We start from the raw sequence: 24,854 nt of genomic DNA on the forward strand, positions 1-24,854 counted from the left end.
TGCCTTGTCATCGTGAGCCTTGGCGCCGCACGCTGTCCAGCCACATGCAGGCCACCGCCACGAACGTGGCACAACCGCAACCCCCCGGCACGCTCCGTGTCCGCCAGGGACGCTCCGTGCACGCCCGCCCGGCGGCGCGGCGCGGACTCCCGATCCGGAAGAATGGAGACATGACTGCCCAGATTCTCGATGGCAAGGCCACCGCGGCCGCGATCAAGTCCGAACTCGCCGTCCGCGTGGCGGCCCTCAAGGAACGGGGCATCGTCCCCGGCCTCGGCACCGTCCTGGTCGGCGACGACCCGGGCAGCCGGTGGTACGTCAACGGCAAGCACAAGGACTGCGCGGAGATCGGCATCGCCTCCATCCAGCGCGAACTCCCCGCCACCGCCAGCCAGGAGGACGTCGAGAACGTCGTCCGCGAGCTCAACGCCGACCCGGCCTGCACCGGCTACATCGTCCAGCTGCCGCTCCCCAAGGGCCTGGACCAGAACCGCGTCCTCGAACTCATGGACCCCGACAAGGACGCCGACGGCCTGCACCCGACCTCGCTCGGCCGCCTCGTCCTCGGCATCGACGGCCCGCTGCCCTGCACCCCGCTCGGCATCGTCGAACTGCTGCGCCGCCACGACGTCGCCATCGACGGCGCCGAGGTCGTGGTCGTCGGCCGCGGCATCACCGTCGGCCGCTCCATCGGCCTGCTGCTCACCCGCCGCAGCGAGAACGCCACCGTGACGCTGTGCCACACCGGCACCCGCGACCTCGCCTCCCACCTGCGCAAGGCCGACATCGTCGTCGCCGCCGCGGGCGTCCCGCACCTGGTCAAGCCCGAGGACGTCAAGCCCGGCGCGGCCGTGCTGGACGTCGGCGTCTCCCGCAGCGAGGGCAAGATCGTCGGCGACGTGCACCCCGGCGTGGCCGAGGTCGCCGCCTGGATCTCCCCCAACCCCGGCGGAGTCGGCCCGATGACCCGCGCGATGCTCCTCAACAACATCGTCGAGGCGGCCGAGCGCCGCGCCGGCGTCTGACACCGGTGCCCGGCGTCATGAAGCGCGCCCGCCGCCGACCCGTCACCACCGAGGGCACCCTGCCCCCGGAAGGCTCGGCGGCGGCCCTCGGCCGCGGCCACACCCTCCCGATGCGACAGTGGCCGATCACCCTGGTGCTCGCCGTCGCCGCTCTCGGCCTGCTGGTCACCTGGGCCGGAAACTTCCGGCTCGGCCTGCTCGCCGTCGGCGTCGCACCCCTGCTCGGCGCCCTGCTGCGACTCGGCCTGCCGGACGTCGGCATGCTCGCCGTCCGCAGCCGGTTCACCGACATCACCCTGATGTTCGTCCTGGGCGGGGTGATCGTGCTGCTCACCCTGGTGGCGCAGCCCAACCCGTGGCTGAACGTCCCGATACTCGACAACATCGGACGGCTCATCGGGCACCCGGTGCACTAGCGCCACCAGGGGCGCGGGGAACTGCGCGAAGCGGAAGGCACCCACCCGCAAGATCGCGACGCAGGGCAATGACTTGCGCGTGATCGCGACCTTGCGGACGTGCTGTGCGCTTGTCGCGCAGTTCTCCCCCAGCCCTAGGGGGCTGGGAGGTGCCCCCACGCGCCCCTGTTTTCCCAGCCACCTGCCTTCGCGATAGCCTGTCTCGGGTCTCTCGACATCGAGAGATCATCCTCGGCTCCGGCGCCGATGTGCCTGGGGCGCCTGGCGACAGCTGGAGAAGGTAGATATGACTCGCACCCCCGTCAACGTCACCGTTACCGGAGCGGCCGGCCAGATCGGCTACGCGCTGCTCTTCCGCATCGCCTCCGGTCACCTGCTGGGTGCCGACGTGCCGGTGAACCTGCGCCTGCTGGAGATCCCGCAGGGCGTGAAGGCCGCCGAGGGTGTCGCCATGGAGCTGGACGACTGCGCGTTCCCGCTGCTGCGTGACATCACCATCACCGACCAGGCGAACGTCGCGTTCGACGGCGCCAACGTCGCGCTGCTGGTCGGCGCCCGTCCGCGCACCGCGGGCATGGAGCGTGCCGACCTGCTGTCCGCCAACGGCGGCATCTTCGGCCCGCAGGGCAAGGCGATCAACGACAACGCCGCGGACGACATCAAGGTCCTGGTGGTCGGCAACCCGGCCAACACCAACGCCCTGATCGCCCAGCGCAACGCCCCGGACGTTCCGGCCGAGCGCTTCACCGCGATGACCCGCCTGGACCACAACCGCGCCGTCGCCCAGCTGGCGAAGAAGGCCGGCGTGACGGTCGAGGACATCAAGAAGGTCACCATCTGGGGCAACCACTCCGCCTCCCAGTACCCGGACCTGTTCCACGCCGAGATCTCCGGCAAGTCCGCGTTCGACGCCGTCGGCGCCGACCAGGAGTGGGTGGAGAACTTCTTCATCCCCAAGGTCGCCAAGCGCGGCGCCGAGATCATCGAGGTCCGCGGCGCGTCCTCGGCCGCCTCGGCCGCGAACGCCGCCATCGACCACGTCCACACCTGGGTCAACGGCACCCCGGCCGGCGACTGGACCTCGATGGGCATCGTCTCCGACGGCTCGTACGGCGTGCCGGAGGGCCTGATCTCCTCGTTCCCGGTCACCACCAAGGACGGCAAGTTCGAGATCGTCCAGGGCCTGGACCTCTCCGAGTTCGACCGCGCCCGGATCCACGCCTCCGTCCAGGAGCTCGCCGAGGAGCGCGACGCGGTCAAGGAGCTCGGCCTCATCTGAGCGCCGCTCCGCCGCGTGTGAACGGCCGGGTGCCCACGGGGCGCCCGGCCGTTCTCCTACACTCGGGCCGTGAGCGAAACCCTGCAGGACGCCGCGCTCGTCCTGGTGTTCATCATGCTGGGCGGTCTGTTCAACGTCGCCGAGATCGCGCTGATCTCGCTGCGCGAGGGGCAGATCCGCACCCTGGAGTCGGCCGGCTCGCGCCGCGCCGCCCGGGCCGCGCACCTGGCGGCCGACCCGAACCGGTTCCTGGCCGCCGTGCAGGTCGGCGTGACGTGCATGGGCTTCCTGTCCGCGGCGTTCGGCGCCGACACGCTGGCCGGCAAGCTCGCCCCGGTGTTCGTGAAGGCAGGCCTCTCGGACGGCGTCGCGGACGCGGTGGCGCTGGTCGGCCTGACCCTGGTGATCTCCTACGCCTCCCTGGTGCTGGGCGAGTTGACGCCCAAGCGGATCGGTCTGCAGCGCGCCGAGTCGATCGCCCTGCTGGCCGCCCCGGTGGTGGACGTGATGTCGGTGGCGCTGCGCCCGGTGATCTGGCTGCTCGGCCACTCCACCAACCTGATGGTGCGCCTGCTGGGCGGCGACCCGTCCGCCGGCCGCGGCGTGATGAGCCCCGAGGAGCTCCGCGGCCTGGTCGCCGCCAACACCGAACTTGGCTCGGACGAACGCGAGTTGATCAACGAGGTGTTCGCGGCGGGGGAGCGCCAGCTGCGCGAGGTGATGGTGCCGCGCACCGAGGTGACCTTCCTGGATGCCGACCGGCTGGTGCGCGAGGTCCGGTCCGAGACCGACTCCTCCCCGCACTCCCGCTACCCGGTGGTGGAGGGCTCCTACGACGCCGTCACCGGCTTCGTGCACGTCCGCGACCTGTACGGGGTGCGCGGCGAGCAGGCCGCCCGGGTCCGCGACCTGGCCCGCCCCGTCAAGCTGCTGCCCGCCACCAAGCGGGTGCTGGAGGCGATGAGCGAGATGCGCCGCGAGGGCCACCACCTGGCCATCGTGGTCGACGAGTACGGCGGCACCGCCGGCATCGTCACCCTGGAGGACCTGGTCGAGGAGGTGATCGGCGAGATCCGCGACGAGTACGACGCCCAGGACACCACGGCGACCCGCCGGCTGGCCGGCGGCGGCGTCGAACTCGACGGCCTGCTCAATCTCGCCGACTTCGCCGAGGAGACCGGCTTCACCCTCCCCGAGGGCCCGTACGAGACGGTCGCCGGCTTCGTGGTGCGCGAGCTCGGCCGGCTGCCGCAGAAGGGCGACCAGGTGCTCACCGAGTCCGGCGCCCGGCTCACCGTCGCCCGCCTCGACGGGCGCCGGATCGAACGGCTGCGGGTGAGTGCCGTCACACTGCCCAACCCGGGTGCTCAGGACGTTTCCTGAGCGGCCCGGGGAACTGGAACAATGGGCGCATGGTCAACGCAGCGGTCACCGGTCCGGTGAAGGACCGTCCCCGGGTGCTCTCCGGCATCCAGCCCACCTCAGGCTCATTCCACCTGGGCAACTACCTCGGCGCGGTGCGTCAGTGGGTCGACATGCAGGAGGCCAACGACGCCTTCTACATGGTCGTCGACCTGCACGCGATCACCGTCGAGCAGGATCCGGCGACGCTGCGGCAGAACACCCGGGTCTCCGTCGCGCAGCTCCTCGGCGCCGGCCTCGACCCGGAGCGCTGCACCCTGTTCGTGCAGTCCCAGGTGCCCGAGCACGCGCAGCTGGCCTGGGTGATGAACTGCCTCACCGGCTTCGGCGAGGCCTCCCGGATGACGCAGTTCAAGGACAAGTCCCTCAAGCAGGGCGCCGACCGCACCACCGTCGGCCTGTTCACCTACCCCGTGCTGATGGTCGCCGACGTCCTGCTCTACCAGACCCAGACCGTCCCGGTCGGCGAGGACCAGCGCCAGCACCTGGAGCTCACCCGCGACCTCGCGGAGCGCTTCAACACCCGCTACGGCAAGACCTTCACCGTCCCCGAGCCGTACATCCTGAAGGCCACCGCCAAGATCCAGGACCTGCAGGACCCGGCGGCGAAGATGAGCAAGTCCGCGGTCAGCGACAAGGGCCTGATCAGCCTGCTCGACCCGCCGAAGACCAGCGCCAAGAAGTTCAAGAGCGCCGTCACCGACACCGACACCGTCGTCACCTACGACGAGGCCGGCAAGCCCGGCGTCTCCAACCTGCTGCGCATCCACTCCGCGCTCAGCGGGATGAGTATCGAGCAGCTGGTCGCGCACTTCGACGGCAAGATGTACGGCGCCCTGAAGACCGAACTGGCCGACCTGTTCACCGACTGGGTCACCCCGTTCCAGACCCGCGTCCAGGGCTACCTGGACGACCCGGCCGAGCTGGACCGGGTGCTCGCGCTCGGCGCCGAGAAGGCCCGCGCGGTGGCGTCCGAGACGCTCGCCGAGGTGTACGACCGCGTCGGCTTCCTGGCGCCGAAGCGCTGATGCCGACGGCTGCCGCCCCCGATGGTGACGGTCTCCCCGAGACCGTCACCATCGGCGTGTCCATACACGTCCCGGAACCGTACGGCAGCCAGGTGCAGGACGCCCGGGCCGGCCACGGCGACCCGCAGGCCCGGTCGATACCCACCCACGTCACCCTGCTGCCCCCCACCGAGACCAGCGCCGACCGGCTCCCCGGCATCGAGCACCACCTGCGTACGGTGGCCGCCGCCCACCGCCCGTTCCGGATGCTCCTCCAGGGCAGCGGAACCTTCCGCCCCGTCTCCCCCGTGGTCTTCGTCCGGGTCGAGGAGGGCGCCCAGGAGTGCCGCGCCCTGGAAGCCGAAGTCCGTTCCGGCCCCCTGGCCCGCGAACTCGCCTTCCCCTACCACCCCCACGTCACCGTCGCCCACGGCCTCCCCGACCCCGTCCTCGACCAGGCCCACGAACAGGCCCGCACCTTCCGCGCGGTCTTCAACGTCACCGAATTCGTCCTCTCGACGTTCGGCGCGGACGCCGTGTGGCGGCCGTGGCGCAGCTACGCGTTCGGTCGATCCTGAGCGTTTCGGCCGGGGATTCCTGGAGTTGTCTGGGAGTCCTTTGCCATTCCTTCACCTGGGCTTTCTCCGTTGTTACCGTCGAATCGGACCATCGCGGAGCGGGAGAAGAATGGCTGGCAGGTCGATGCGGAGACTGGCGCGGCGTTTTGCGGGCCGGGTGCTCCGCCGGCTCGGCGTCCTGCCGGCGCCCGTTCCCGCAGCTGTCCCGGCCCCGCCGCCGGACCCGCAGCGGGTTCGCGAGGACGAGCTGCTGGCCGCCGACCGCCGGCTGGTGCGGCACCACGACCGGCTGGCCGAGCTCCGTGACGACCTGCTCGCCCCGCAGGCCCACCAGGCCAACCTGACCGCCGCCGCCGAGGCGCTGGACGCCGCGGACGTGCGCTACACGCTGATCCCCGACCGCGGCCCGCGCCACCGGCTGGCCGTTCCCCCCGGCGGCCGGGACCGGGTGCTGGACATCATCGCCGACACCTTCCGCGGCGCCCCCGTGTACGCCGCGCTGCTCGGCCACGGCAGTGTGCACCGCACGGTGCTCGCCGAGGAGCTGCCGCAGGCCGTCGCGGAGCACGAACTGCCGCCGCCGGCGGAGGAGACCGCGCAGGACACGGGCGGAGCACCGGACGGCGCGACCGACCCGGTGGAGCCCGGCGAGCTGCCCGAGCGGGTCAAGGGTGTGCGCCTGTTCCGGCCGGTGGTGACCGGCACCCGCACCCTTTACTACGGCGAGGACTACGGCTGCGACCTGGAGTTCTGGGACACCGACGGCTCGGCGCGCGGCGCCGTCGCCTCGATCGACGAGACCCCGTTCGGCTGGTGGCTGCCCTCGCTGGAGGTGGCCGGCACCGTCCGGGTCGGCGGCCACGACTACCCCGTCGCGGAACCGTTCCTGCACGCCCTGCCCGAGGACGTCCGCTTCCCGGTGGACGCCGTGATCACCTGGGTCGACGACCGCGACCCCGCCTGGCGCGAACGCCGCGACGCCGCCCGCGCCCGGCTGTACGGAGACGCCGCGCCGTCCGCCGACGACACCGACCACGACGACGGCGACCACCGCTACCGCAACCGCGACGAACTGCGCCACTGCCTGCGCTCGGTCGCCATGTACGCCCCCTGGATCCGGCGGATCTTCCTGCTCACCGATGACCAGACGCCGTCCTGGCTGGACACCTCGGTGCCCGGGCTGACCGTGGTGTCGCACCGCGAACTGCTGGACGGCGGGCCGGTGTTCAACTCGCACGCGATCGAGACCGGACTGCACCGGATCCCCGGCCTGGCCGAGCACTTCCTGTACTTCAACGACGACATGTTCCTCGGCGGGCCGGTCCGCCCCGAGCACTTCTTCCTCGGCAACGGACTGCCCAGGGTCTTCCGCGACACCCGGATCGTCCCGCCGTCCGCCGGGGCCGGCACCGCCGATGTCTACACGGCCGCCCAGCAGAACACCCGGCGGGCGCTGGAACGCGACCACGGCCGGGCCTTCACCCGGGTGCTCGCGCACGTCCCGTACGCGCTGCGGCGCACCCTGCTGGAGGACTCCGCGCGGCGCTGGCGGACCGAACTGGAGGCCACCGGCAGCTCGGCGTTCCGCTCCGCCACCGACGTCGCCCCCGTCACCCTGGCGCTGTACCACGCGCTGCTGCGCGGCGCCGCGGTCGACGGCACCCTCGCCCACGGGTACCTGGCGGTGGACTGCGCCGAGGACCGGGACCGGATGACCCGGCTGCTCGACGAACGCGACCTGCTGGCGTTCTGTCTGGCCGACGGGACCGGCGACGGCAGCCCCGCGGAGGAGCAGGACCGGGCGATGGCCGCGTTCCTGGCCGCGTACTTCCCGGTGCCCGGCCCCTACGAGCTGCCCGCAGACTCAGCCGGCGGCGCCGAGCGCGAGCATCCGGTCGACCAGCCGGACCGCCGCCGCGCCGTCGTCCAGCGGGCAGAACCGCTCGCGGAACGCGCGATAGCTCTCCCGGTACCGCGCCGGGTCGAGGTCGCGTAGCGCGGCCACCACCTGATCGGAGCCGGTCAGCAACGGGCCCGGGGCCTGGGCCTCGAAGTCGAAGGTGAAGCCGCGCAGCCGGTCGCGGTAGTGCTCCAGGTCGTAGGTGAAGAACAGCATCGGACGGCCGGTCACCGCGAAGTCGAACATCACCGAGGAGTAGTCGGTGACCAGCACGTCGGCGATCAGCAGCAGGTCCTGGACGTCCGGGTAGTCGGCGACGTCGCGGACGAAGTCGTCGTCCGGCAGCGCGCCGCCGCAGTGCACGTGCGGGCGCAGCAGCAGCACGTGGTCGTGGCCGAGGGCGGCCCGGGCGGCGGCCAGGTCGAGCTGGAGGTCCACTTCGAAGCGGTCGCCGGGGCCGCGCCGGTCGTCCCGCCAGGTCGGTGCGTACAGCACCACCCGGCGGTCGGGCGGCACCCGCAGCCGGCGGCGGACGGCGGCCACCTCGTCCGGGTCGGGCCGGACCAGCCGGTCGTTGCGCGGGTATCCGCCCTCCAGCACCTCGCCGCGGTGGCCGAAGGAGGCGACCAGCTCCGGGGTGGCGAACGGGCTGGGCGACAGCAGCAGGCTCCACTGGCGCACCTCGCGGTCCAGCCGTTCCAGGTAGCCGTCGGCGGTGGTGCGGTTCTCCGGCATGCGGTGGCCGATCCGCTTCAGTGGGGTGCCGTGCCACAGCTGGACCACCACCTGGCCGTCGCGGCGGTGCAGGAAGTCCGGGAAGTGCGTGTTGCCGACCAGGTAGCGGCAGGTGGCGAGCGCCTCGTACCACTCGGGGCTCCACTGGCGGACCGTACGGACCGGCCCGGGTGGCTGCTCCTGGCCGTCGTCGATCACCCACAGGTGTTCCAGCGGGAGCTTCCGGCGGGCCAGTTCGGCGTGCACGGCGCGCGGGTTGCAGGCGTAGCCGCGGCCACCGAAGACGTCGTACAGCACGGCGTCGCGCAGCGGGCGGTGGCGGGCGGCGGGGTAGCTCCCGGTGCGCAGCCGGTGCTGGCTCAGGGCGCTGCGTTCGAGGGCGGCGAGTACCGGGAGGCTGTCCACGATCAGGGTGTCGTGCCAGCGGCGCTGCAGCAGGAAGGACTTGTCGCCGGCCCGGCCCGGGGCCGGGAGCAGTGGCAGTGCGGCCGGGTGCAGCCGCAGCGGGTGGCCGGGGTGCCGCCCGGGGCCGACGGGGTACAGCAGGGCCTCCCAGATGCCTTTGCCGAGCGGGCGGGGCGCGCCGTCCGGCCCGTCGGGGGTGAGTGGCAGCCGTACGGTGAAGCGGTCGCCGTCGGCGGGGTGGACGGCCGTGCGCCGTTCCCGGCCGTCGCCGCAGTGCCGCAGCACCAGCTCCAGTGGGGCGTCCGGGCGGCCGGGGAACTCGCCGGCCAGGTCGAAGCCGCCGTCGGCGGGGGTGATCCGGTCGATCAGCGGTTCGCCCGGCTGGACGCAGAACTGCAGCCGGTGGTCGGCGAGTTGCTTGGCGTACAGCACCTGGCCGGCGGGCATCGGCAGCTGGCAGCTGCCGGTGGGAGGGTGGCGCAGGACGAGCGGGGCGTCGCCGTCGGGGAGCGTCAGTGAGGGCTCCCAGTGGCCCTCGGCGAGACGCGGGAGGGTGCCGGCGAAGGCGGTGAACTCGTGGCCCTGCCAGTGCACCAGGCTCTGCACGACGGCGCCGGTGTCGCGGTGCCGCAGGACCAGGGCCCCGCTGGTGCCGGTGGCGGTGCCGCGCAGTTCGAAGCCGTCGGGGCGGGAGCGGCAGGAGTCGACCCGGGCGCGGGCCGGGCGCACCGTCAGATTCAGCGCGCCGTCCTCGACGGTCGGCACCAGTTGGAGCGCCGGGCCGGTCCATCCGGCGGGCGGGTACTCGCCGCTGCCGCACCAGTGGCCGGCCAGCGGGGCGCGGGCCCGGCGCGGGCCGCTGCCGACCACCGCTTCGACCCGCCAGCCGGGGACCGGCCGCAGCGCGGGGGCGTGCAGCAGCACCGGGTCGAGGCGGGCGGTGAACCCGGTCCAGTCGAGGCTGTGCCGGGTCTGCGCGCTGTCGTCGGTCGCCTCGGGCAGGTAGTGCGGGACGGTGCGCAGCCGCAGCGGGCGCCGGCTCCGGTCGGTGGGGTGCAGTTCCAGCACGATGCGGGTCTGCCCGGGGCGTTCGCCGGGTGCGTCGAGGAGCCGGCCCTCGCCGGTCAGGACGAGTTCGCCGCCCTCCCAGACGGCGCGGCGCAGCGCGGCGGCGGCGGCCGGTTCGGTGGGGCGCGCGGGCCGGGCGGTGGTGGGGCGCCGTACGAGGTGGGACATTCCCGATATCCCAGTGCACAATGCCGGGGAAAGTCAATTCCCCCCCTTTGTCAAAAAAGGAGGGGAATTGATTTATTTACATACGATATTCGTTTTTCCCGGGGCTTTTCCCGCTCACTTGCCTTCGGCGAGCAGCGCGTCCGTCACCCGTCCGGCGGCACCGCCGTCGTCCAGGTCGCAGTACGCCTCGCGGAACGCCGCGTACTTGTCGGCGTACTCGGCGGTGACCTCCGGCAGGTTGCCGAGCGCGGCGACCACCTCGGCGGAGGTGGTGAGCAGCGGGCCCGGGGCCTTGTTCTCCAGGTCGAGGCTGAAGCCGCGCAGGTTGTCGCGGTAGTGCTCCAGGTCGTAGGTGAAGAACAGCACCGGACGGCCGGTGTTCATGAAGTCGAACACCGAGGAGGAGTAGTCGGTGACGAGCACGTCGGCGACCAGCAGGAGCTCCGCCATGTCGGGGTAGGTGCTGACGTCCCAGACGTAGCCGTTGCCGGCCTCGGGGAGGCGGCCGCGGACGACCTCGTGGGCGCGGACCAGCAGGACCTGGTCGTCGCCGAGGGCGGCGCGGGCCGCTTCGAGGTCGAGCTGCAGGTTGAGCTGGTAGCCGCCGTCGGGCAGGCGACGGTCCTCGCGGTAGGTGGGTGCGTAGAGCACCACCTGCTTGCCCTCGGGCAGGCCGAGCTGCTCGCGGACCCGCTCGGCGGTCTTCTCCCGGTCGGGGGCGAAGAGCAGGTCGTTGCGCGGGTAGCCGGTCTCCAGCAGCGTGCCCTGGAAGTCGAAGGCGCGGCGCAGCACGGGCGCGGCCCAGCGGCTGCCCGCCACCAGCAGGCTCCACTGCGGCACCTCCTCCTTGAGGTGCTCGAGGTAGCCGGAGTCGGTGAACCAGACCTTCTCGAAGTCGGTGCCGATCCGCTTCAGCGGGCTGCCCTGCCAGGTCTGCAGGACGACCTGGCCGGGGCGGCGGCGGAAGTACGTCGGCAGGTGGGTGGAGGTGACGATGTACTTGGCGGTGGACAGCGCCTCGAACCACTCGGGGGAGCGGTGCCGGACGCACTCGGCGGTCTGCGGCAGCTCGGCCTGCAGGTCGACGGAGGTCCACAGGTGGCGCAGCGGCAGGCCGCGGCGGACCAGTTCCTCGTGCACGGCGCGCGGCGAGTCCGCGTACAGGCCGCCGTCGGCGGCCCACCAGTCCTCGCGGACGGTGTGGTAGAGCACGGTGTCGGTGAGCGGACGGCGCTGGCCCTCGGTGTACGCGTGGCGCAGCTGCCGCTGGCGGTAGCCGCTGCGTTCGGCGGGGGAAAGCGCGTCGGGGGAGTCCAGCGACAGGCTGTCGTAGACGCGGCGCTCCAGGGTGACCCGCTTGCCGCGGGCCTCCAGCTCCAGCGGCAGGGTGTCGAAGGTGGACGCGGCGAGCACCGCGGCCGGCCACTCGCTGTCGACGGGGGCGCCGACCGGGCGGAACAGCACCGTCCAGGTGCCCTTGTGCAGCGGGACCTCGCCGGCGAAGGACGCGTTCGGCACGGCGGGCAGCGCGGCCCGGAAGCGGCCGTCGGCGATCTCCACCGGGTAGGCGTGCTCCTCGCGGCGCTTGGCGTGCAGGATCACCAGTTCGTAGCGGTGGGTGCCGGGCAGCGGGAAGGAGCCGCTGAGCACGAAGCCCTCGCCGCCCTTGGCCCGGGTGATCTCCTCGACGACCGGCTGCAGCACCTGGTCGCACAGCTGCAGGTAGCCGCTGGGGGAGGGCTTGGCGTACAGCGCGCGGGCGCCGTCGCCGATCGGCAGGTGCAGGCTGACGGGGGCGCGGCGGTCGTCCAGGACGACCGGCAGGCCGGTGCCGTCGGTGAGCTTGAGCTCGAGGTCCCAGCGGTCGCGGGTGCGCTTCTCCGCGGTCGGGTCGAGGGCGTTCCAGGCCTCGCGGACGGCGGTCAGCTCGGCGACCCGGACGTGCGCGGTGAACGGCAGGTCGCGGCCGGCCGGGACGCCCAGGTCCAGCGGGACGAACACGTCGCGCTCGGACTCGACGTGCTTCAGCCGCAGTTCCGCGCCGGCCAGGTCGGCGCCGGAGCGGACCAGGCCGCGCAGTTCGAGGGTGCCGCCCTCGGCGGACACCGAGGTGGCGCGGGCGCGCACCCGCTCCACCCGCAGCAGCAGGTGGCCGTCACGCTGCCACGGCACCACCCGGACGTCGTCCTCGACCCAGTGCACGGGCGCGTACTCGGCGCGGTCGTGCCAGCCGACCGACACCCGGCCCTTGTAGACGCCGCCCTTGCCGGCGCCGGCCACCAGCACCCGCCAGGAGCCGTCCTTCCACTCGCCGCGGTGCTTGAGCCGCTGCGGGTCGATGGTGGCGGAGAAGCCCGCCCAGTCGCAGCTGTACAGGTCGTGCGGCGAGCTGGCGGTGGCCTCCGGGCTGAACTCGGCCCGGGTCGGCACCGCCACCACGCGACGGCCCTTGGCCTCGCGCAGCACCAGCGCCTTGACCATGTCGTGCTTGTTCTCGGCGCCCAGGTGCTCGGGGAAGGCGTGCCCGGTCAGCTGGAGCCGGCCGCCGGACCAGCGGGCCTCGTACACCCGGGATCGCATCACCAGGGCGTTGCTCAGCCGCAGCACGTCCGCGGGGACGCTCTTGCGGCCGCCGCGCAGGAACGGGTAGTCGGCGTACGGGCGGAGCAGGCCGCGGGCCGGGGCGGCGCCGTTGCTGTCCTTCTCGAAGCGCAGCTGCTCGATCAGCTCGGCGAGCCGGCCCTGCAGGGTCAGGTGGTACTTGAGCTTCAGCGGGGCGCGCAGCTTGCGGACCTGGTCCGGGCCGATGGCACGGAGCAGGCGGCCGACGGACTCCAGGTAGGCGGCGTTGTACTCCGGGTCGCCCTCCAGCACCGAGCCGAAGAACATCGGGATCTCCTCGACGAGGTTGTTCTCGTCGTAGGAGTGCAGGTACTTGCGGAACTTCGGGTCGCTCTGCTTGCCCAGCCAGTCGCGGACCAGCTCCATCGACTTGACCCGGTCGATGACGCCCTTGGGGTTGGTCTTCATCTGGGTGATCGACATCTCGCCGACCTCCCGCTCGCGCCAGTGGTAGATCGGCTCGGCGAGCACGTCCACCCGGCGGGCCAGGTAGTGGTGCGGCACGCTGACCGGGGCGTCCTCGTACAGGATGCCCTCGGGGTAGAGCACGCCCGCCTGGTCGAAGAACGAGCGGCGGTACACCTTGTTCCACGCGGTGCGGTCGGTGACCAGCGCCGGGATCTCGGTGATGTGGGTGCGCAGCCGGGTGGCCGCGAACGGCTTGCGGTGGCCGCCCGACTGGTAGTGGCCGACGGCGCGGAAACGCAGCACGTTGCCGGTGCAGAAGTCCGAGCCGGTCTCGTCCAGCGTGCCGATCATCAGCTCGTACGCGGACGGCGGCATGGTGTCGTCGCTGTCGACGAACGCGAGGAACTCGGTGCCCTCGGAGATGTGGCGGTAGCCGGTGTTGCGCGCCGCACCGAGGCCCTTGTTCACCTGCTGGACCAGCCGGAAGCGCGAGTCCTTCGCGGCGTAGGCCTTGGCGATGTCGGCGCTGGAGTCCTTGGAGCCGTCGTCGACCATGACGCATTCGAAGTCGTCGAAGGTCTGGGCGGCGATCGAGTCGAGGCACTCCTCGAGATAGCGCTCGACGTTGTAGATCGGGACGACGACGGACAGACGGGGGGCCATCGGGAGCGCAGAGCCTTTCCTCAGGGAGTGCTGCCGGGTGGGCCCGGCAGATGTGTCGAAACCCGGACCGGCACCAGCCGCGATCCTACCTCTCCGGGCTTGCTAGTCTGCGCCTGGCCAGGCCAGGTGAGGAGAGTGAAGAGATGCCGCGGTTCAGCGTGATCGTGCCCGTCCACGCCGTCGAGGAGTACCTCCCCGCCTGCCTGGAGTCCGTCCTCGGACAGACCTTCACCGATTTCGAACTGATCGCCGTCGACGACCGCTCGCCCGACGGCTGCGGCGCGATCCTCGACGAAGTCGCCTACCGGGACGAGCGGGTGACGGTCCGTCACCTGGAGCAGAACGTCGGCCTCGGCCTCGCCCGGAACGCCGGAATGGAACTCGCCACCGGCGACTACCTGTTGTTCCTGGACAGCGACGACACCCTCACCCCCGACCTGCTGGCCGCCACCGACGCCCGGCTCCGCGCCACCGGCGATCCCGACCTGCTGGTGTACGACTACGCCCGCAGCTACTGGGACGGCCGCGTGGTGCGCTCCGCCTCCGCCCCCGTGTTCGCCAAGCCCGGCGCCGACACCTTCACCCTGGACGAGCGCCGCGACCTGCTCGACCTGCTCCAGGTGGTGTGGAACAAGGCCTACCGCCGCGAATTCGTCCAGCAGCAGGGCCTGACCTTCCCGCCCGGGTACTACGAGGACACCCCCTGGACCTACCCGGCGCTGCTCGCCGCCGAGTCCATCACCCTGCTCGACCAGGTCGGCGTGCACTACCGGCAGCGCCGCGAGGGCGGCAACATCCTCGCCACCGCCTCCCGCAAGCACTTCGACGTCTTCGAGCAGTACGACCGGGTGTTCGCCTTCCTCGACGCCCGCCCCGACCTGGACCGCTGGCGGCCGGTCATCTACCGGATGATGCTCGGCCACCTCGCCACCGTGGTCACCAAGCCCGGCCGTGTCCCCGCCGCCGACCGCCGCGAGTTCTTCCGCCGCGCCGCCGAGCACTGCGCCCGGCACCGCCCGGCCGGCTACCGGCCGCCCGCCGGACCGGAGGGCGTCCGCGGCGAACTGCTCAGCCGCGGCAGCTACCTGGGCTTCCAGAGCCTGCGGGTGCTGGCCAAGGCCCGCCGCGCGGTGCGCCGCTGAGCGGCCGAGCCACTGAGCCGTCCGGACGACGGCGCGTCACCCGGACGTGGGAGCGCGCGGCCGGTATACAGCGGAGAATGGACTTCCCTGCCGGCCTGCCCCTGATCGGTCCACTGGTGGCCCGGGTCATGCGCAGCCGCCCGTACCTGGTCTACCGGCTGTTCGCCGACGTGGACGGCAATCGGCTCGCCGGGGCGGTCACCTTCTTCGGCTTCCTGGCCCTGTTCCCGCTGCTCACCGTGGCCCTGGCGATCGCCTTGGCCACGCTCTCCGACTCCCGGGTGCACCAGCTCCAGGAGAAGATCACCGAGCAGCTCCCGGGCCTGGCCGACGCGCTCGACCTGAACGCGATGGTCGCCAACGCCGGCACCGTCGGCCTGCTCTCCGGCGCCCTGCTGCTGGCCTCCGGCCTCGGTTGGGTGGACACCATGCGCGGCGCCGTGCGCACGGTGTGGCGGCTGCCCGACGACGCCGGGAACCTCGTTCAGGTGAAAATCCGGGACAGCGTGGTGCTGCTCGGACTCGGTGTGGTCTGCCTCGCCTCGCTGGCCGCGTCCGCGGTCGCCACCACGCTCGCGCACCGGCTGGCCGACTGGCTGGGCCTGGACGGCGGGGCCGCCCGCTGGCTGCTGGCCGGGCTCGGCTTCCTGATCGCCGTCAGTGCCGATCTGCTGCTGTTCGTCTACCTGCTCGGCCCGTTCCCGCGGATCGTCGTCCAGCGCCGCCGGGCCCTGCTGCAGGGGGCGCTGATCGGCGCGGTCGGCTTCGAACTGCTCAAGTTGGCACTTTCCTCGTACCTGGGTTCGGTTGCCGGCCGCAGCCTCTACGGGGCGTTCGGGGTGCCCGTGGCACTGCTGCTGTGGATCAACTTCGTGTCGAGACTGCTGATGTACTGCGCGGCCTGGACGGCACTCGCGGACCCGGAGGCCGCCCGCCGGCGGGCCGTCCGACAGGCCGAGGCGGCGCTGGAACGGGCCGGTGAAACGCCTGGTTCACCCCCTGTCCGACATCCGGACAACTGACTATGATCCCGGTCACAACCACAGCGTGGCCGTTCCCCCGGCCGACCGTTCCGCCGGTGCGTCCTCGCGTTCCGGCCGCTTCCCAGGAGGCCGTGTGTCACTCACCGACACCACCGCCGCTCCGCCCGTTCCCGCCACCCCCGACGACGTCCCCGGGTGGTTCTTCCGCGTCGACCGTGAGGTCTTCGCCTGGCTGCTCAGCCGCCAGAGCGAGGCCGGAGTCACCGGCGACCTGCTGGAGATGGGCGCCTACCTGGGCCGCTCCGCGATCCTGCTCGGCGACCACCTGCGCCCCGGGGAGAAGTTCACCGTCTGCGACCTGTTCGACATGGACGCGCCCGACGACGAGAACTCCGCCGAGATGTCGATGTCCTACCGCTCGACCCTCACCCGGCGCGCCTTCGAGACCAACTACCTGGCCTTCCACGCCGAACTCCCGACGATCGTGCAGGCCCCCACCTCGGTACTCGCCGACGGCCGGATCACCGCCGACAGCTGCCGCTTCGTCCACATCGACGCCTCGCACCTGTACGAGCACGTCGCCGGCGACATCCTGGTGGCCCGCGACGCCCTGGCCGGCAACGGCATCGTCTCCCTCGACGACTACCGCGCCCCGCACACCCCCGGCGTGCACGCCGCCGTCTGGGAGGCCGTGTTCACCCTCGGCCTGAAGCCGGTACTGCTCACCCCCGAGAAGTTCTACGGCACCTGGGGCGACGCGGACGCCGTCCGCGCCGATCTGCTCGCCCGCGACTGGCGCGGCGAAGGCTTCCGCCTCGACGAGGAACACCTCGCCGGGCAGATCTGCCACCGCCTCGCCTGGGACGGCGCCGACGGCCGCCCGGAGACCGCGGCCGGAGCACAGGCCGGCAGCCCGTCCGCGCCCGCCCGTCCGAGCTCCCAGCGCTCGCTCGCCCGCCGGGTCGCGCTCGACGTGATCCCCCCGGTCGCCACCCGCGCCGTCCGCCGCGCCCTGGCCGCCGGCCGCGCCCGCAAGTCCGACTAGGACCTAACGCCACTCGGACGGTCTGCCGCCGGACCGGGCCTCCCGCAGGGCGGCCCGGCGGCGCAGCGCGCGCAGCCGCAGCATCCCGGCCGCCGCCACCGCCGCGCACAGGCCGACCGCCGTCCAGGTCGCCGCGCCCGGACCGTCCGCCGCGGTGTGCGCGGCCCGCACCGGGTCGGCCTGCTTCGCGGCCGGTGCGGCGGACGGCTTCGCCGGCGGCGCGGTGGACGGCGCGGCCGGTGCGGACGGGGCCTCGGTGACCGGCCGGACCGACGCCTCCGCCGGCGCCCGGTCCTCGGCCAGCACACCCACCGGGGTGACCTTGCCGGCCGCGGCGAAGCCCCAGTCCAGCAGCGCCGCCGCCTCGTCGTACACCTTCGGGCTGCTGTCCGGGTGCATCACCGTCACCAGCATGGTGCGGCCGCCGCGCACCGCGGCGCCCGTGTAGGTCGCGCCCGCGTTGGTGGTGTAACCGTTCTTCACGCCGATCAGCCCCGGGTACTTGCCGAGCAGCCGGTCGGTGTTGGCGATGCCGAAACTGCCGCGCTGCCCGTTCTTGTCGAACGCGCCGGGAAACTGCGCCCAGCGGGTGCCGCAGTACCCGCGGAACTCCTCGTTGCGCAGGCCCGCCCGGGCGAACAGCGTCAGGTCGTACGCCGAGGTGACCTGGCCGTCCATGTCGTAGCCGTCCGGGCTGACCACGTGGGTGTCGCGGGCCTGCAACTGGTCCGCGCGGGCCTGCATGTCGGTGACGGTCTTCGCCACCCCGCCGTTCATGCTCGCCAGCACGTGCACCGCGTCGTTGCCGGAGGACAGGAACACCCCGCGCCACAGGTCCTCGACCTTGTAGTCCAGGTCCTCCTTGATGCCGACCAGGCTGCTGCCCGCGCCCATCCCCTGCAGCTCCGTCCAGCCCACCCGGTGCACCTCGTCCGCCGGGAAGCGCGGCAGCACGGTGTCCGCGAACAGCATCTTCAGGGTGGACGCCGGCGGCAGCTGCGCGTGCGCGTTGAACGCGGCCAGCACCGCGCCGCTGTCCGCGTCCGCCACCACCCAGGACTTCCCGGTCAGACCGGACGGCAGCGCCGGCGCCCCCGCGCCAGGCGCGACCTGCACGCCCGCCGCGCCCAGCCGGTCACCGCCCACCACGGGCGGCGGCGGGGCGTCGCCGGGCGTCACGGCACGCGCGGCCGGCGGGCCGACCGGGAGCAGCACCAGCGCGGCCGCGGACGAACCGTGGACGATCCGGCGGATTGTCTGCATTCACGGAAGCTAACCCGCCCCTCCGCCGCCCCGCCGTCGAAGTCGGCCCCGACGCCACGAACGAGTACCGCCCGCTGCTCCGTTCGGCGGGCCACGCATACTGGACGGGCCACCCGTCTGCCGCGAAGGACCCGTCATGAAGCTCAGCCGCCCGGTCTCCTGGTTCCTCACCGCCTTCGGCGTCTGGTCGATCTTCATCTGGACCACGTTCGCCAAGAACCTCTGGAAGGACTCCGGCGGCCAGGCCTTCGTGAACGGCGACCACGGGCAGCCGACCGCCTTCTTCTGGGTCCACCTGCTGCTCGCCATCACCTCCCTGACGCTCGGCCTCGCCATCGGCTGGATCGGCGTCCGCGGCCTGCGCGCGCTGCGCAAGCCCGCCGTCGCGGAGTAGCGGTCCTGGCATACCAAAATTTTGCTTGTGCGCAGGTCACAGGGGGTGTCAGGATACGCGGCCGGGCAGGTTGACCGACCTGCCCGAGCAACGCTCCTGGGGGAAGATCCCTGATGTCCCGTGTCACCTCCCCGCGGCTGATCGCCGCCTGCGCCACCGCGGCCGTCGCGGCCGGCCTGTTCGCCGCACCCGCCGCGCAGGCGGCGCCCGGCGCTGCGGTCACCGGCCCGACCGTCATACCGGGCACCTCCCTGGACACCGGCCGCACCGACGGCTGCAGCGCCACCGGCACGCCCGGCTGGGTCACCGTCAGCAACCCGGGCCCGGTGCTGTTCGCGAAGACCGGCGCGCCCGCCGCCCGCTTCAAGGTGTGGGACGCGACCGGCGCGAAGGTCCTCGACACCACCGCCGAGGCGGACGCCTCCGGCGGTGTGCAGACCTCCATCGCCGGCCTGGCCGAGGGCAGCGGCTACACCTGGCAGGTGTGGCCGGAGTACCGGCCCGGCTCCGGCGCGCCCACCGAGACCTGCCGGTTCGGCGTCGACACCACCCAGCCGACCGTCCTCGGCGTGCACTCCGACGACTTCCCGGAGCAGGGCGGCGGCGGCAAGTACGCCGGCCAGCCCGGTGTGTTCACCTTCTCCGGCTCCGACAGCGGCTCCGGCCTGGCCTGCTTCCGGTACGTGCTGGACGGCGACGCCGGCGTCGGCGGCTGCACCCCCGGCCCGGGCGTGGTCGCGGCCGGGGCGGACGGCACCGCGAGCGTCACCCTGAAGCCCGGCCAGTGGGGCACCCACACGCTCCGGGTCCAGGCGGTCGACCACGCGGGCAACGTCAACCCGCCGGTCGACTACAGCTTCTACGCCCCGTCGAACCCCAACCCGCCGAAGGCGCTCGGCGACGTCGACAACGACGGCGTCCCCGACATCCTGCTGCCCGACTCGCAGGGCAACCTGCTGGTGATCAGCGGCGACTCCGGCAGCACCACCCCGAGCACCGTGGTTCCCGCCGCCTGGGCGCCCGGCGGCACCGGCTGGAGCGGCCAGCAGGTGGTCCACAAGGGCTGGGGCAGCGCCTCGCTCGCGCCGGCCGACACCATCTACGTCCACGACCCCGCCGCCAACTACCTGTACCAGTACGTGAACCGCGGCACGTTCTCGATCACTTCGACCAACCCGCCGCTCGTCCGCCACGCCACCTCCTGCGTCGACCTGGCCAAGGCCCCGGTCGCCTGCCCGGCCGACTTCGTCACCGGCTACGCGGGCATCCAGCAACTGGTCGCCTTCGGCTCCCTCGACCCGGCCCAGCCGTACGGCCTCAACCTGCTGGACGTCGAGCAGGGCAACCTGTGGCTCCAGCGCGACCCGTCGCGTTTCGGCAAGTCCACCCAGCTCACCACCACCGGCGCCTGGAACGGCTACGACCTGATCGCCCCCGGCCCCGACGCCAACGGCAACCTCGCGCTGTGGTCCCGCGAGCAGGCCACCGGCACCCTGCGGGCGCACGCGGTCCCGAAGCTCGCCGACGGCAGCTACGACTTCTCCGGCCTCGCCGACCCGGCCGGCGGCACCGTCATCGGCACCTTCCCGGTGGCCGAGTACCCGACCCTGGGCACCTCCGGCGACCTGGACGGGGACGGACAGGCCGACCTGTACGCCGTTACCGCCGAGCGGCACCTGGTGACGTTCAAGGGCGTGGGCAGCCCGAAGGACCTGGGCGTTCTGGCCTGATGGAGCGTCAGGGTCCGTTCCGGCCAAGGCCGGTGCGGGCCTTTGGCGTGTCCGGACCCCTGGAGGTGGCCGAATCCGGCTGCTAGCCTGCCCGGCACGACTCCCGGGCGGATGGGCGGCGAGGGGCCGGTGGCCGGGCCGGGGAGCAGGGGATGTGGGAGGCTCCGCGATGAGCACCAGCACCACCCTCGGCGACGCCCGCCCCGAGTGGGCGCAGCGCCAGGAACGGGAACGCCGGCACCGGCGCGCCAAGTCCCGGCTGCGGCTGCCGTTCGCGGTGGCGGCGGCCTGTCAGGCGGTGCTGCTGCTGTGGTGGGCGGCCGGGTACCCGGCGTTCACCGGCACCGCCACCAGTGGCGCACCGCTGTACGACGCCGCCGTGCGGGTCCTGCACCCGGCGGGGGCGACGCTGGCGCAGACCGTGGTGGTGGCGTTCGCGCTCGGGCACCTGGTGGCCGCGCTGGCCCGGTTCGGGGTGCGCGGCCGCTGGTCGGGGCCGGTGGCGGTGGCGCTGGCCGCGCTGCCGCCGACCGGTAGCCTGGTGGTCTCGCTCAGCCCCGAAGTGCCGTCCACCGCAGGGGCGTTGCTGCTCACCGCGGCGGGCCTGCGGCTGCTCGCCCGGCGGGCGGAGGGGACGCTGCACCGGGGCGGACCGGCGCAGCGGCTGGATCTGGCCGTACTGTTCTCGGCCATCGCGCTGCTCGCCCTGACCGGCCCCCGGGGCGCGGGCACCGCGCTGATCGCCGCCCTGGTGCTGCTACCGGCGCTGCCCCGGGTACGGGGCCGGCTCGCGCTGCTCACCGCCCTCGCGCTGGCCGTGCCGATCGCCCTCGCGCTGCTCGGCCACCCGACGGTCCGCGCCGGGGACCTGCACCCGCTGCGCGCCGCAGACCTGGCGCTCGCCCAGCACCGCGACCCCGGCCGCGAGGACCGGGCGCTGACGGCGCTCGCCCCGGCCGCCGACTGGGACGCGGCCGGCGCGGACTGCTCGGCGACCGCCGCCCTCACCGACCGCTGGGACACCGCCGCCGCCCGCCGCGAGCAGGACGAACTCGCCGCCGCCTGGCGGACGTTGCTGCGCGACCACCCGGACCGGGTGCTGGACGCCCGGCTCTGCCGCGGCCGCCTCGCCTGGGCGGTGTGGGCGGGCACCGGCGGCCCGCACGCCGCCACCGAGGTGCCGGACCCGTCCCCGTCCTCGCACGGCCTGCTGCGGCCGCTGCACTCCGCAGCCGCCTGGAGCCGCACCCTGCTGCGCGCCCCGCAGCTGGACTGGCTGCTGTGGCGCGGCGCCCTGTGGGCGTACCTGGGCCTGGCGGCGGCCCTGCTGTACGCCTGGCGGCACCGGCTGCCCGCGCTCGTCCCGGTGGCCGGAGCGGCCGTCCTGGGCACCCAGCTGGCGCTCACCGCGTCCGCCGCCGGGCAGGACTACCGGACGATGGCCGTGGCACTGTTCCTCGGCCCGCTGCTGCTCACCCTGGCCACCGTCAGGCGCGCATCCGAGTCCTGAGCGACGCCGAAGGGCCCGCCCGGAGCGAACTCCGGACGGGCCCCTCGAACAGCGTGGGACTAGAAGCGACGCGTGACGAGCGCGCGCTTCACCTCCTGGATCGCCTTGGTGACCTCGATGCCACGCGGGCAGGCCTCCGAGCAGTTGAAGGTGGTGCGGCAACGCCACACACCCTCACGGTCGTTGAGGACCTCCAGGCGCTGCTCGGCGCCCTCGTCGCGGGAGTCGAAGATGAAGCGGTGCGCGTTGACGATCGCCGCCGGGCCGAAGTACTGGCCGTCGTTCCAGAACACCGGGCACGAGGAGGTGCACGCGGCGCACAGGATGCACTTGGTGGTGTCGTCGAAGCGCTCGCGGTCGGCCTGCGACTGCAGACGCTCGCGGGTCGGCTCGTTCCCCGAGGTGATCAGGAACGGCATGACGTCCTTGTACGCCTGGAAGAACGGGTCCATGTCCACGATCAGGTCCTTGAGGACCGCGAGGCCCTTGATGGCCTCGATCGTGATCGGCTTCTCCGGGTTGACGTCCTTGATCAGGGTCTTGCACGCCAGCCGGTTGCGCCCGTTGATCCGCATGGCGTCCGAACCGCAGATGCCGTGCGCGCAGGAGCGGCGGTACGTGAGCGTGCCGTCCTGCTCCCACTTGATCTTGTTGAGCGCGTCCAGGACGCGCTCCTTCGGGTCCATCTCGAGCTGGTAGTCCACCCACACCGGCTCCGGGTGCTCCTCCGGGTTGAATCGGCGGATCCGGAAGGTGACGTTGACCAGCTTGGTGCTGCCCGCCTCGACCGCGTCCAGCGCGGCCGAGTGCTTCTCGACGGTCGGAGTGGACATCAGTACTTACGCTCCATCGGCTGGTAGCGGGTCTGCACGACCGGCTTGTAGTCGAGGCGGATGGAGGTGGTGCCGTCCTCGGCCACCTCGCGGTACGCCATGGTGTGCTGCATGAACTTCACGTCGTCGCGGGTCGGGAAGTCCTCGCGGTAGTGACCGCCGCGGGACTCCTCGCGAGCCAGCGCGGAGACCACCAGCACCTCGGCCAGGTCGAGCAGGTTGCCCAGCTCGATGGCCTCCAGCAGGTCGGTGTTGTACCGCGAGCCCTTGTCCTGGATCGAGACGTTCTTGAAGCGCTCCTTGAGCGCCGCGACGTCCTCGACGGCCTGCTGCAGCGTCTTGCCGGTGCGGTAGACGGACACGTTGGTGTCCATCGACTCCTGCAGCTCCTTGCGGATCTGCGCGACCGACTCGGTGCCGGTGGACTCGCGCAGGCCCTCGACCATGGCCTCGACCAGCGCGCCCGGGTTCGCCGGCAGCTCGACGAAGTCGTGCTTGTCGGCGTAGGCGGCGGCGGCGATGCCCGCGCGGCGGCCGAACACGTTGATGTCCAGCAGCGAGTTGGTGCCCAGGCGGTTGGCGCCGTGCACCGACACGCACGCGACCTCGCCCGCGGCGTACAGGCCCGGGACGATGTCGGTGTTGTTGCTCAGGACCTCACCCTCGACGTTGGTCGGGATGCCGCCCATCGCGTAGTGCGCGGTGGGCTGGATCGGAATCGGGTCCGTGTAGGGCTCGATGCCGAGGTAGGTGCGCGCGAACTCGGTGATGTCCGGCAGCTTGGCGTCCAGCTGCTCCGGCGGGAGGTGCGTCAGGTCCAGGTAGACGTGGTCGCCGTCGGGGCCGCAGCCGCGGCCGGCCCGGATCTCCGAGTAGATCGCGCGGGAGCACACGTCACGGGACGCGAGGTCCTTCATGACGGGGGCGTAGCGCTCCATGAAGCGCTCGCCGTCCTTGTTGCGCAGGATGCCGCCCTCGCCGCGGGCGCCCTCGGTGAGCAGGATGCCCATCCGCCAGATGCCCGTCGGGTGGAACTGGAAGAACTCCATGTCCTCCAGCGGCAGGCCACGGCGCAGCGCCACGGCCTGGCCGTCACCGGTCAGGGTGTGCGCGTTCGAGGTGACCTTGAACATCTTGCCGGTGCCGCCGGAGGCGAACACCACGGCCTTGGCCTGGAAGACGTGGATCTCGCCGGTGGCGAGCTCGTAGGCCACCACACCGGCGGTCTTGCCCTCGTTGATCAGCAGGTCGAGGACGTAGAACTCGTTGAAGAACTCCACACCGTGCTTGACGCAGTTCTGGAACAGCGTCTGCAGGATCATGTGACCGGTGCGGTCCGCGGCGTAGCAGGACCGGCGGACCGGGGCCTCGCCGTGGTTGCGGGAGTGGCCGCCGAAGCGGCGCTGGTCGATCCGGCCCTGGTCGGTGCGGGAGAAGGGCAGGCCCATCTTCTCGAGGTCGAGGACCGCGTCGATGGCCTCCTTGCACATGATCTCGGCGGCGTCCTGGTCGACCAGGTAGTCACCACCCTTGACCGTGTCGAAGGTGTGCCACTCCCAGTTGTCCTCCTCGACGTTGGCGAGGGCGGCACACATGCCGCCCTGCGCCGCGCCGGTGTGCGACCGGGTGGGGTAGAGCTTGGTCAGGACCGCGGTGCGGCTGCGCTGCGTCGACTCGATGGCCGCGCGCATGCCGGCGCCGCCGGCGCCGACGATGACGGTGTCGTACTGGTGAATCTGCATGGGGTCAGTCGCCTCTGGTGGCTCGTCAGATGTTCGGGTCGAAGGTGAAGATCACCAGGGTGCCGAGGACGACCGTGAAGACGGTCGCGACACCGAGGAGACCCTTCAGCCACAGACGAGTGGCGTCCTTCTCCGCGTAGTCGTTGATGACGGTGCGCATGCCGTTCGAGCCGTGCAGCATCGCCAGCCACAGCATCAGCAGGTCCCACATCTGCCAGAACGGCGAGGCCCAGCGGCCCGCCACGAAGGCGAAGCTGATCTTCGAGACGCCGCCGTCCAGCATCAGGTTGATCAGCAGGTGGCCGAGGACCAGCACCACCAGGACGACACCCGACAGGCGCATGAACAGCCAGGCGAGCATCTCGAAGTTGGTGCGGGTGCGGCGCGGGGTCTTCTTCGTGCGGGCCCGGGCGGGCTCCACCACGAAGGCGTCGGCCGGGTTGCCGGTGCCCAGGCCCTGGCCCGTGTGGGCCTGGAGCGAGGGGACCACCAGGTCCTTGGTCTCAGTGGACATGC

The 24,854-nt window shown here is 72.4% G+C and carries 18 protein-coding genes and 1 pseudogene; 13 read left to right on the top strand and 6 right to left on the bottom strand.

The annotated features are described in order from the left end of the window. Positions 1-170 precede the first annotated feature (170 nt). From ACIHEI_RS15080 to ACIHEI_RS15110, 7 genes and pseudogenes are all read left to right on the top strand, one after another. The gene (locus ACIHEI_RS15080) at positions 171-1,025 is read left to right on the top strand and encodes a bifunctional methylenetetrahydrofolate dehydrogenase/methenyltetrahydrofolate cyclohydrolase (protein ID WP_392955746.1); all 855 of its coding nucleotides are present in this window, start codon (positions 171-173) and stop codon (positions 1,023-1,025) included. Between the two features lie 17 nt (positions 1,026-1,042). Further along, the gene (locus ACIHEI_RS15085) at positions 1,043-1,441 is read left to right on the top strand and encodes a DUF3017 domain-containing protein (protein ID WP_387644672.1); all 399 of its coding nucleotides are present in this window, start codon (positions 1,043-1,045) and stop codon (positions 1,439-1,441) included. A 286-nt stretch (positions 1,442-1,727) separates the two neighbouring features. Further along, positions 1,728-2,720, top strand: coding sequence for a malate dehydrogenase (locus ACIHEI_RS15090; protein WP_396606889.1), 993 nt, complete (start codon positions 1,728-1,730; stop codon positions 2,718-2,720). A 69-nt stretch (positions 2,721-2,789) separates the two neighbouring features. After that, positions 2,790-4,103, top strand: coding sequence for a hemolysin family protein (locus ACIHEI_RS15095; RefSeq protein ID WP_387644676.1), 1,314 nt, complete (start codon positions 2,790-2,792; stop codon positions 4,101-4,103). Between the two features lie 29 nt (positions 4,104-4,132). Beyond that, positions 4,133-5,170, top strand: coding sequence for a tryptophan--tRNA ligase (trpS, locus tag ACIHEI_RS15100; protein WP_387644679.1), 1,038 nt, complete (start codon positions 4,133-4,135; stop codon positions 5,168-5,170). Next, positions 5,170-5,727: a 2'-5' RNA ligase family protein gene (locus ACIHEI_RS15105; protein ID WP_396606890.1), complete on the top strand. Its 558-nt coding sequence runs from the start codon at positions 5,170-5,172 to the stop codon at positions 5,725-5,727. Before trpS ends, ACIHEI_RS15105 begins: the two co-directional genes overlap by 1 nt. Before the next feature lie 124 nt (positions 5,728-5,851). Next, positions 5,852-7,537 (top strand): annotated as a pseudogene (locus ACIHEI_RS15110) (stealth conserved region 3 domain-containing protein); the annotation flags it as partial. Positions 7,538-7,591: 54 nt separating this feature from the next. Here ACIHEI_RS15110 and ACIHEI_RS15115 read toward each other — a convergent pair. Both ACIHEI_RS15115 and ACIHEI_RS15120 read right to left on the bottom strand, forming a co-directional pair. Next, positions 7,592-10,003 carry a CDP-glycerol glycerophosphotransferase family protein gene (locus ACIHEI_RS15115; protein ID WP_396606891.1) on the bottom strand — a complete coding sequence of 804 codons (2,412 nt, stop codon included), beginning with the start codon at positions 10,001-10,003 and terminating at the stop codon, positions 7,592-7,594. 114 nt (positions 10,004-10,117) lie between these two features. Continuing rightward, complete coding sequence (locus tag ACIHEI_RS15120) at positions 10,118-13,696, bottom strand: CDP-glycerol glycerophosphotransferase family protein (RefSeq protein WP_396606892.1); 3,579 nt, start codon at positions 13,694-13,696, stop codon at positions 10,118-10,120. Between the two features lie 143 nt (positions 13,697-13,839). On the opposite strand from ACIHEI_RS15120, the gene ACIHEI_RS15125 reads away from it, so the two are divergent. The 3 genes from ACIHEI_RS15125 (at position 13,840) to ACIHEI_RS15135 (ending at position 16,866) form a co-directional block, all read left to right on the top strand. Continuing rightward, positions 13,840-14,838: a glycosyltransferase family 2 protein gene (locus ACIHEI_RS15125; protein ID WP_396606893.1), complete on the top strand. Its 999-nt coding sequence runs from the start codon at positions 13,840-13,842 to the stop codon at positions 14,836-14,838. 77 nt (positions 14,839-14,915) lie between these two features. Further along, the gene (locus ACIHEI_RS15130) at positions 14,916-15,860 is read left to right on the top strand and encodes a YihY/virulence factor BrkB family protein (protein WP_396606894.1); all 945 of its coding nucleotides are present in this window, start codon (positions 14,916-14,918) and stop codon (positions 15,858-15,860) included. Positions 15,861-15,954: 94 nt separating this feature from the next. Further along, positions 15,955-16,866 (top strand): class I SAM-dependent methyltransferase, encoded by a 912-nt coding sequence (locus tag ACIHEI_RS15135; protein ID WP_387644694.1) that lies wholly within the window; start codon positions 15,955-15,957, stop codon positions 16,864-16,866. A 3-nt stretch (positions 16,867-16,869) separates the two neighbouring features. Here ACIHEI_RS15135 and ACIHEI_RS15140 read toward each other — a convergent pair whose 3' ends face one another. After that, a complete protein-coding gene (locus tag ACIHEI_RS15140) occupies positions 16,870-18,129 on the bottom strand; it encodes a D-alanyl-D-alanine carboxypeptidase family protein (RefSeq protein ID WP_396606895.1) in 1,260 nt (419 codons plus the stop codon). Positions 18,130-18,265: 136 nt separating this feature from the next. Between ACIHEI_RS15140 and ACIHEI_RS15145 the strand changes: the two genes are divergently transcribed. The 3 genes from ACIHEI_RS15145 (at position 18,266) to ACIHEI_RS15155 (ending at position 21,763) form a co-directional block, all read left to right on the top strand. Beyond that, the gene (locus tag ACIHEI_RS15145; RefSeq protein ID WP_387644699.1) at positions 18,266-18,523 is read left to right on the top strand and encodes an SCO4848 family membrane protein; all 258 of its coding nucleotides are present in this window, start codon (positions 18,266-18,268) and stop codon (positions 18,521-18,523) included. 113 nt (positions 18,524-18,636) lie between these two features. Beyond that, positions 18,637-20,253, top strand: coding sequence for a hypothetical protein (locus ACIHEI_RS15150; RefSeq protein WP_396606896.1), 1,617 nt, complete (start codon positions 18,637-18,639; stop codon positions 20,251-20,253). Positions 20,254-20,422: 169 nt separating this feature from the next. Next, a complete protein-coding gene (locus tag ACIHEI_RS15155) occupies positions 20,423-21,763 on the top strand; it encodes a hypothetical protein (RefSeq protein ID WP_396606897.1) in 1,341 nt (446 codons plus the stop codon). A 59-nt stretch (positions 21,764-21,822) separates the two neighbouring features. On the opposite strand, the gene ACIHEI_RS15160 is transcribed toward ACIHEI_RS15155, so the two are convergent. The 3 genes from ACIHEI_RS15160 to sdhD are packed head-to-tail and all read right to left on the bottom strand — an operon-like array spanning position 21,823 to position 24,852. Continuing rightward, positions 21,823-22,596 carry a succinate dehydrogenase iron-sulfur subunit gene (locus ACIHEI_RS15160; protein ID WP_387644708.1) on the bottom strand — a complete coding sequence of 258 codons (774 nt, stop codon included), beginning with the start codon at positions 22,594-22,596 and terminating at the stop codon, positions 21,823-21,825. Next, on the bottom strand, positions 22,596-24,338 hold the full coding sequence (sdhA, locus tag ACIHEI_RS15165; protein WP_392954732.1) for a succinate dehydrogenase flavoprotein subunit: 1,743 nt from the start codon (positions 24,336-24,338) through the stop codon (positions 22,596-22,598). The genes ACIHEI_RS15160 and sdhA overlap by 1 nt, the downstream gene beginning before the upstream one ends. Positions 24,339-24,363: 25 nt before the next feature. Further along, on the bottom strand, positions 24,364-24,852 hold the full coding sequence (gene sdhD / locus ACIHEI_RS15170) for a succinate dehydrogenase, hydrophobic membrane anchor protein (RefSeq protein ID WP_043914353.1): 489 nt from the start codon (positions 24,850-24,852) through the stop codon (positions 24,364-24,366). Positions 24,853-24,854: the final 2 nt, after the last annotated feature.

Origin of the sequence: Kitasatospora sp. NPDC051984 (assembly GCF_044593455.1) — a bacterium.
Taxonomy (GTDB): Bacteria; Actinomycetota; Actinomycetes; order Streptomycetales; family Streptomycetaceae; genus Kitasatospora.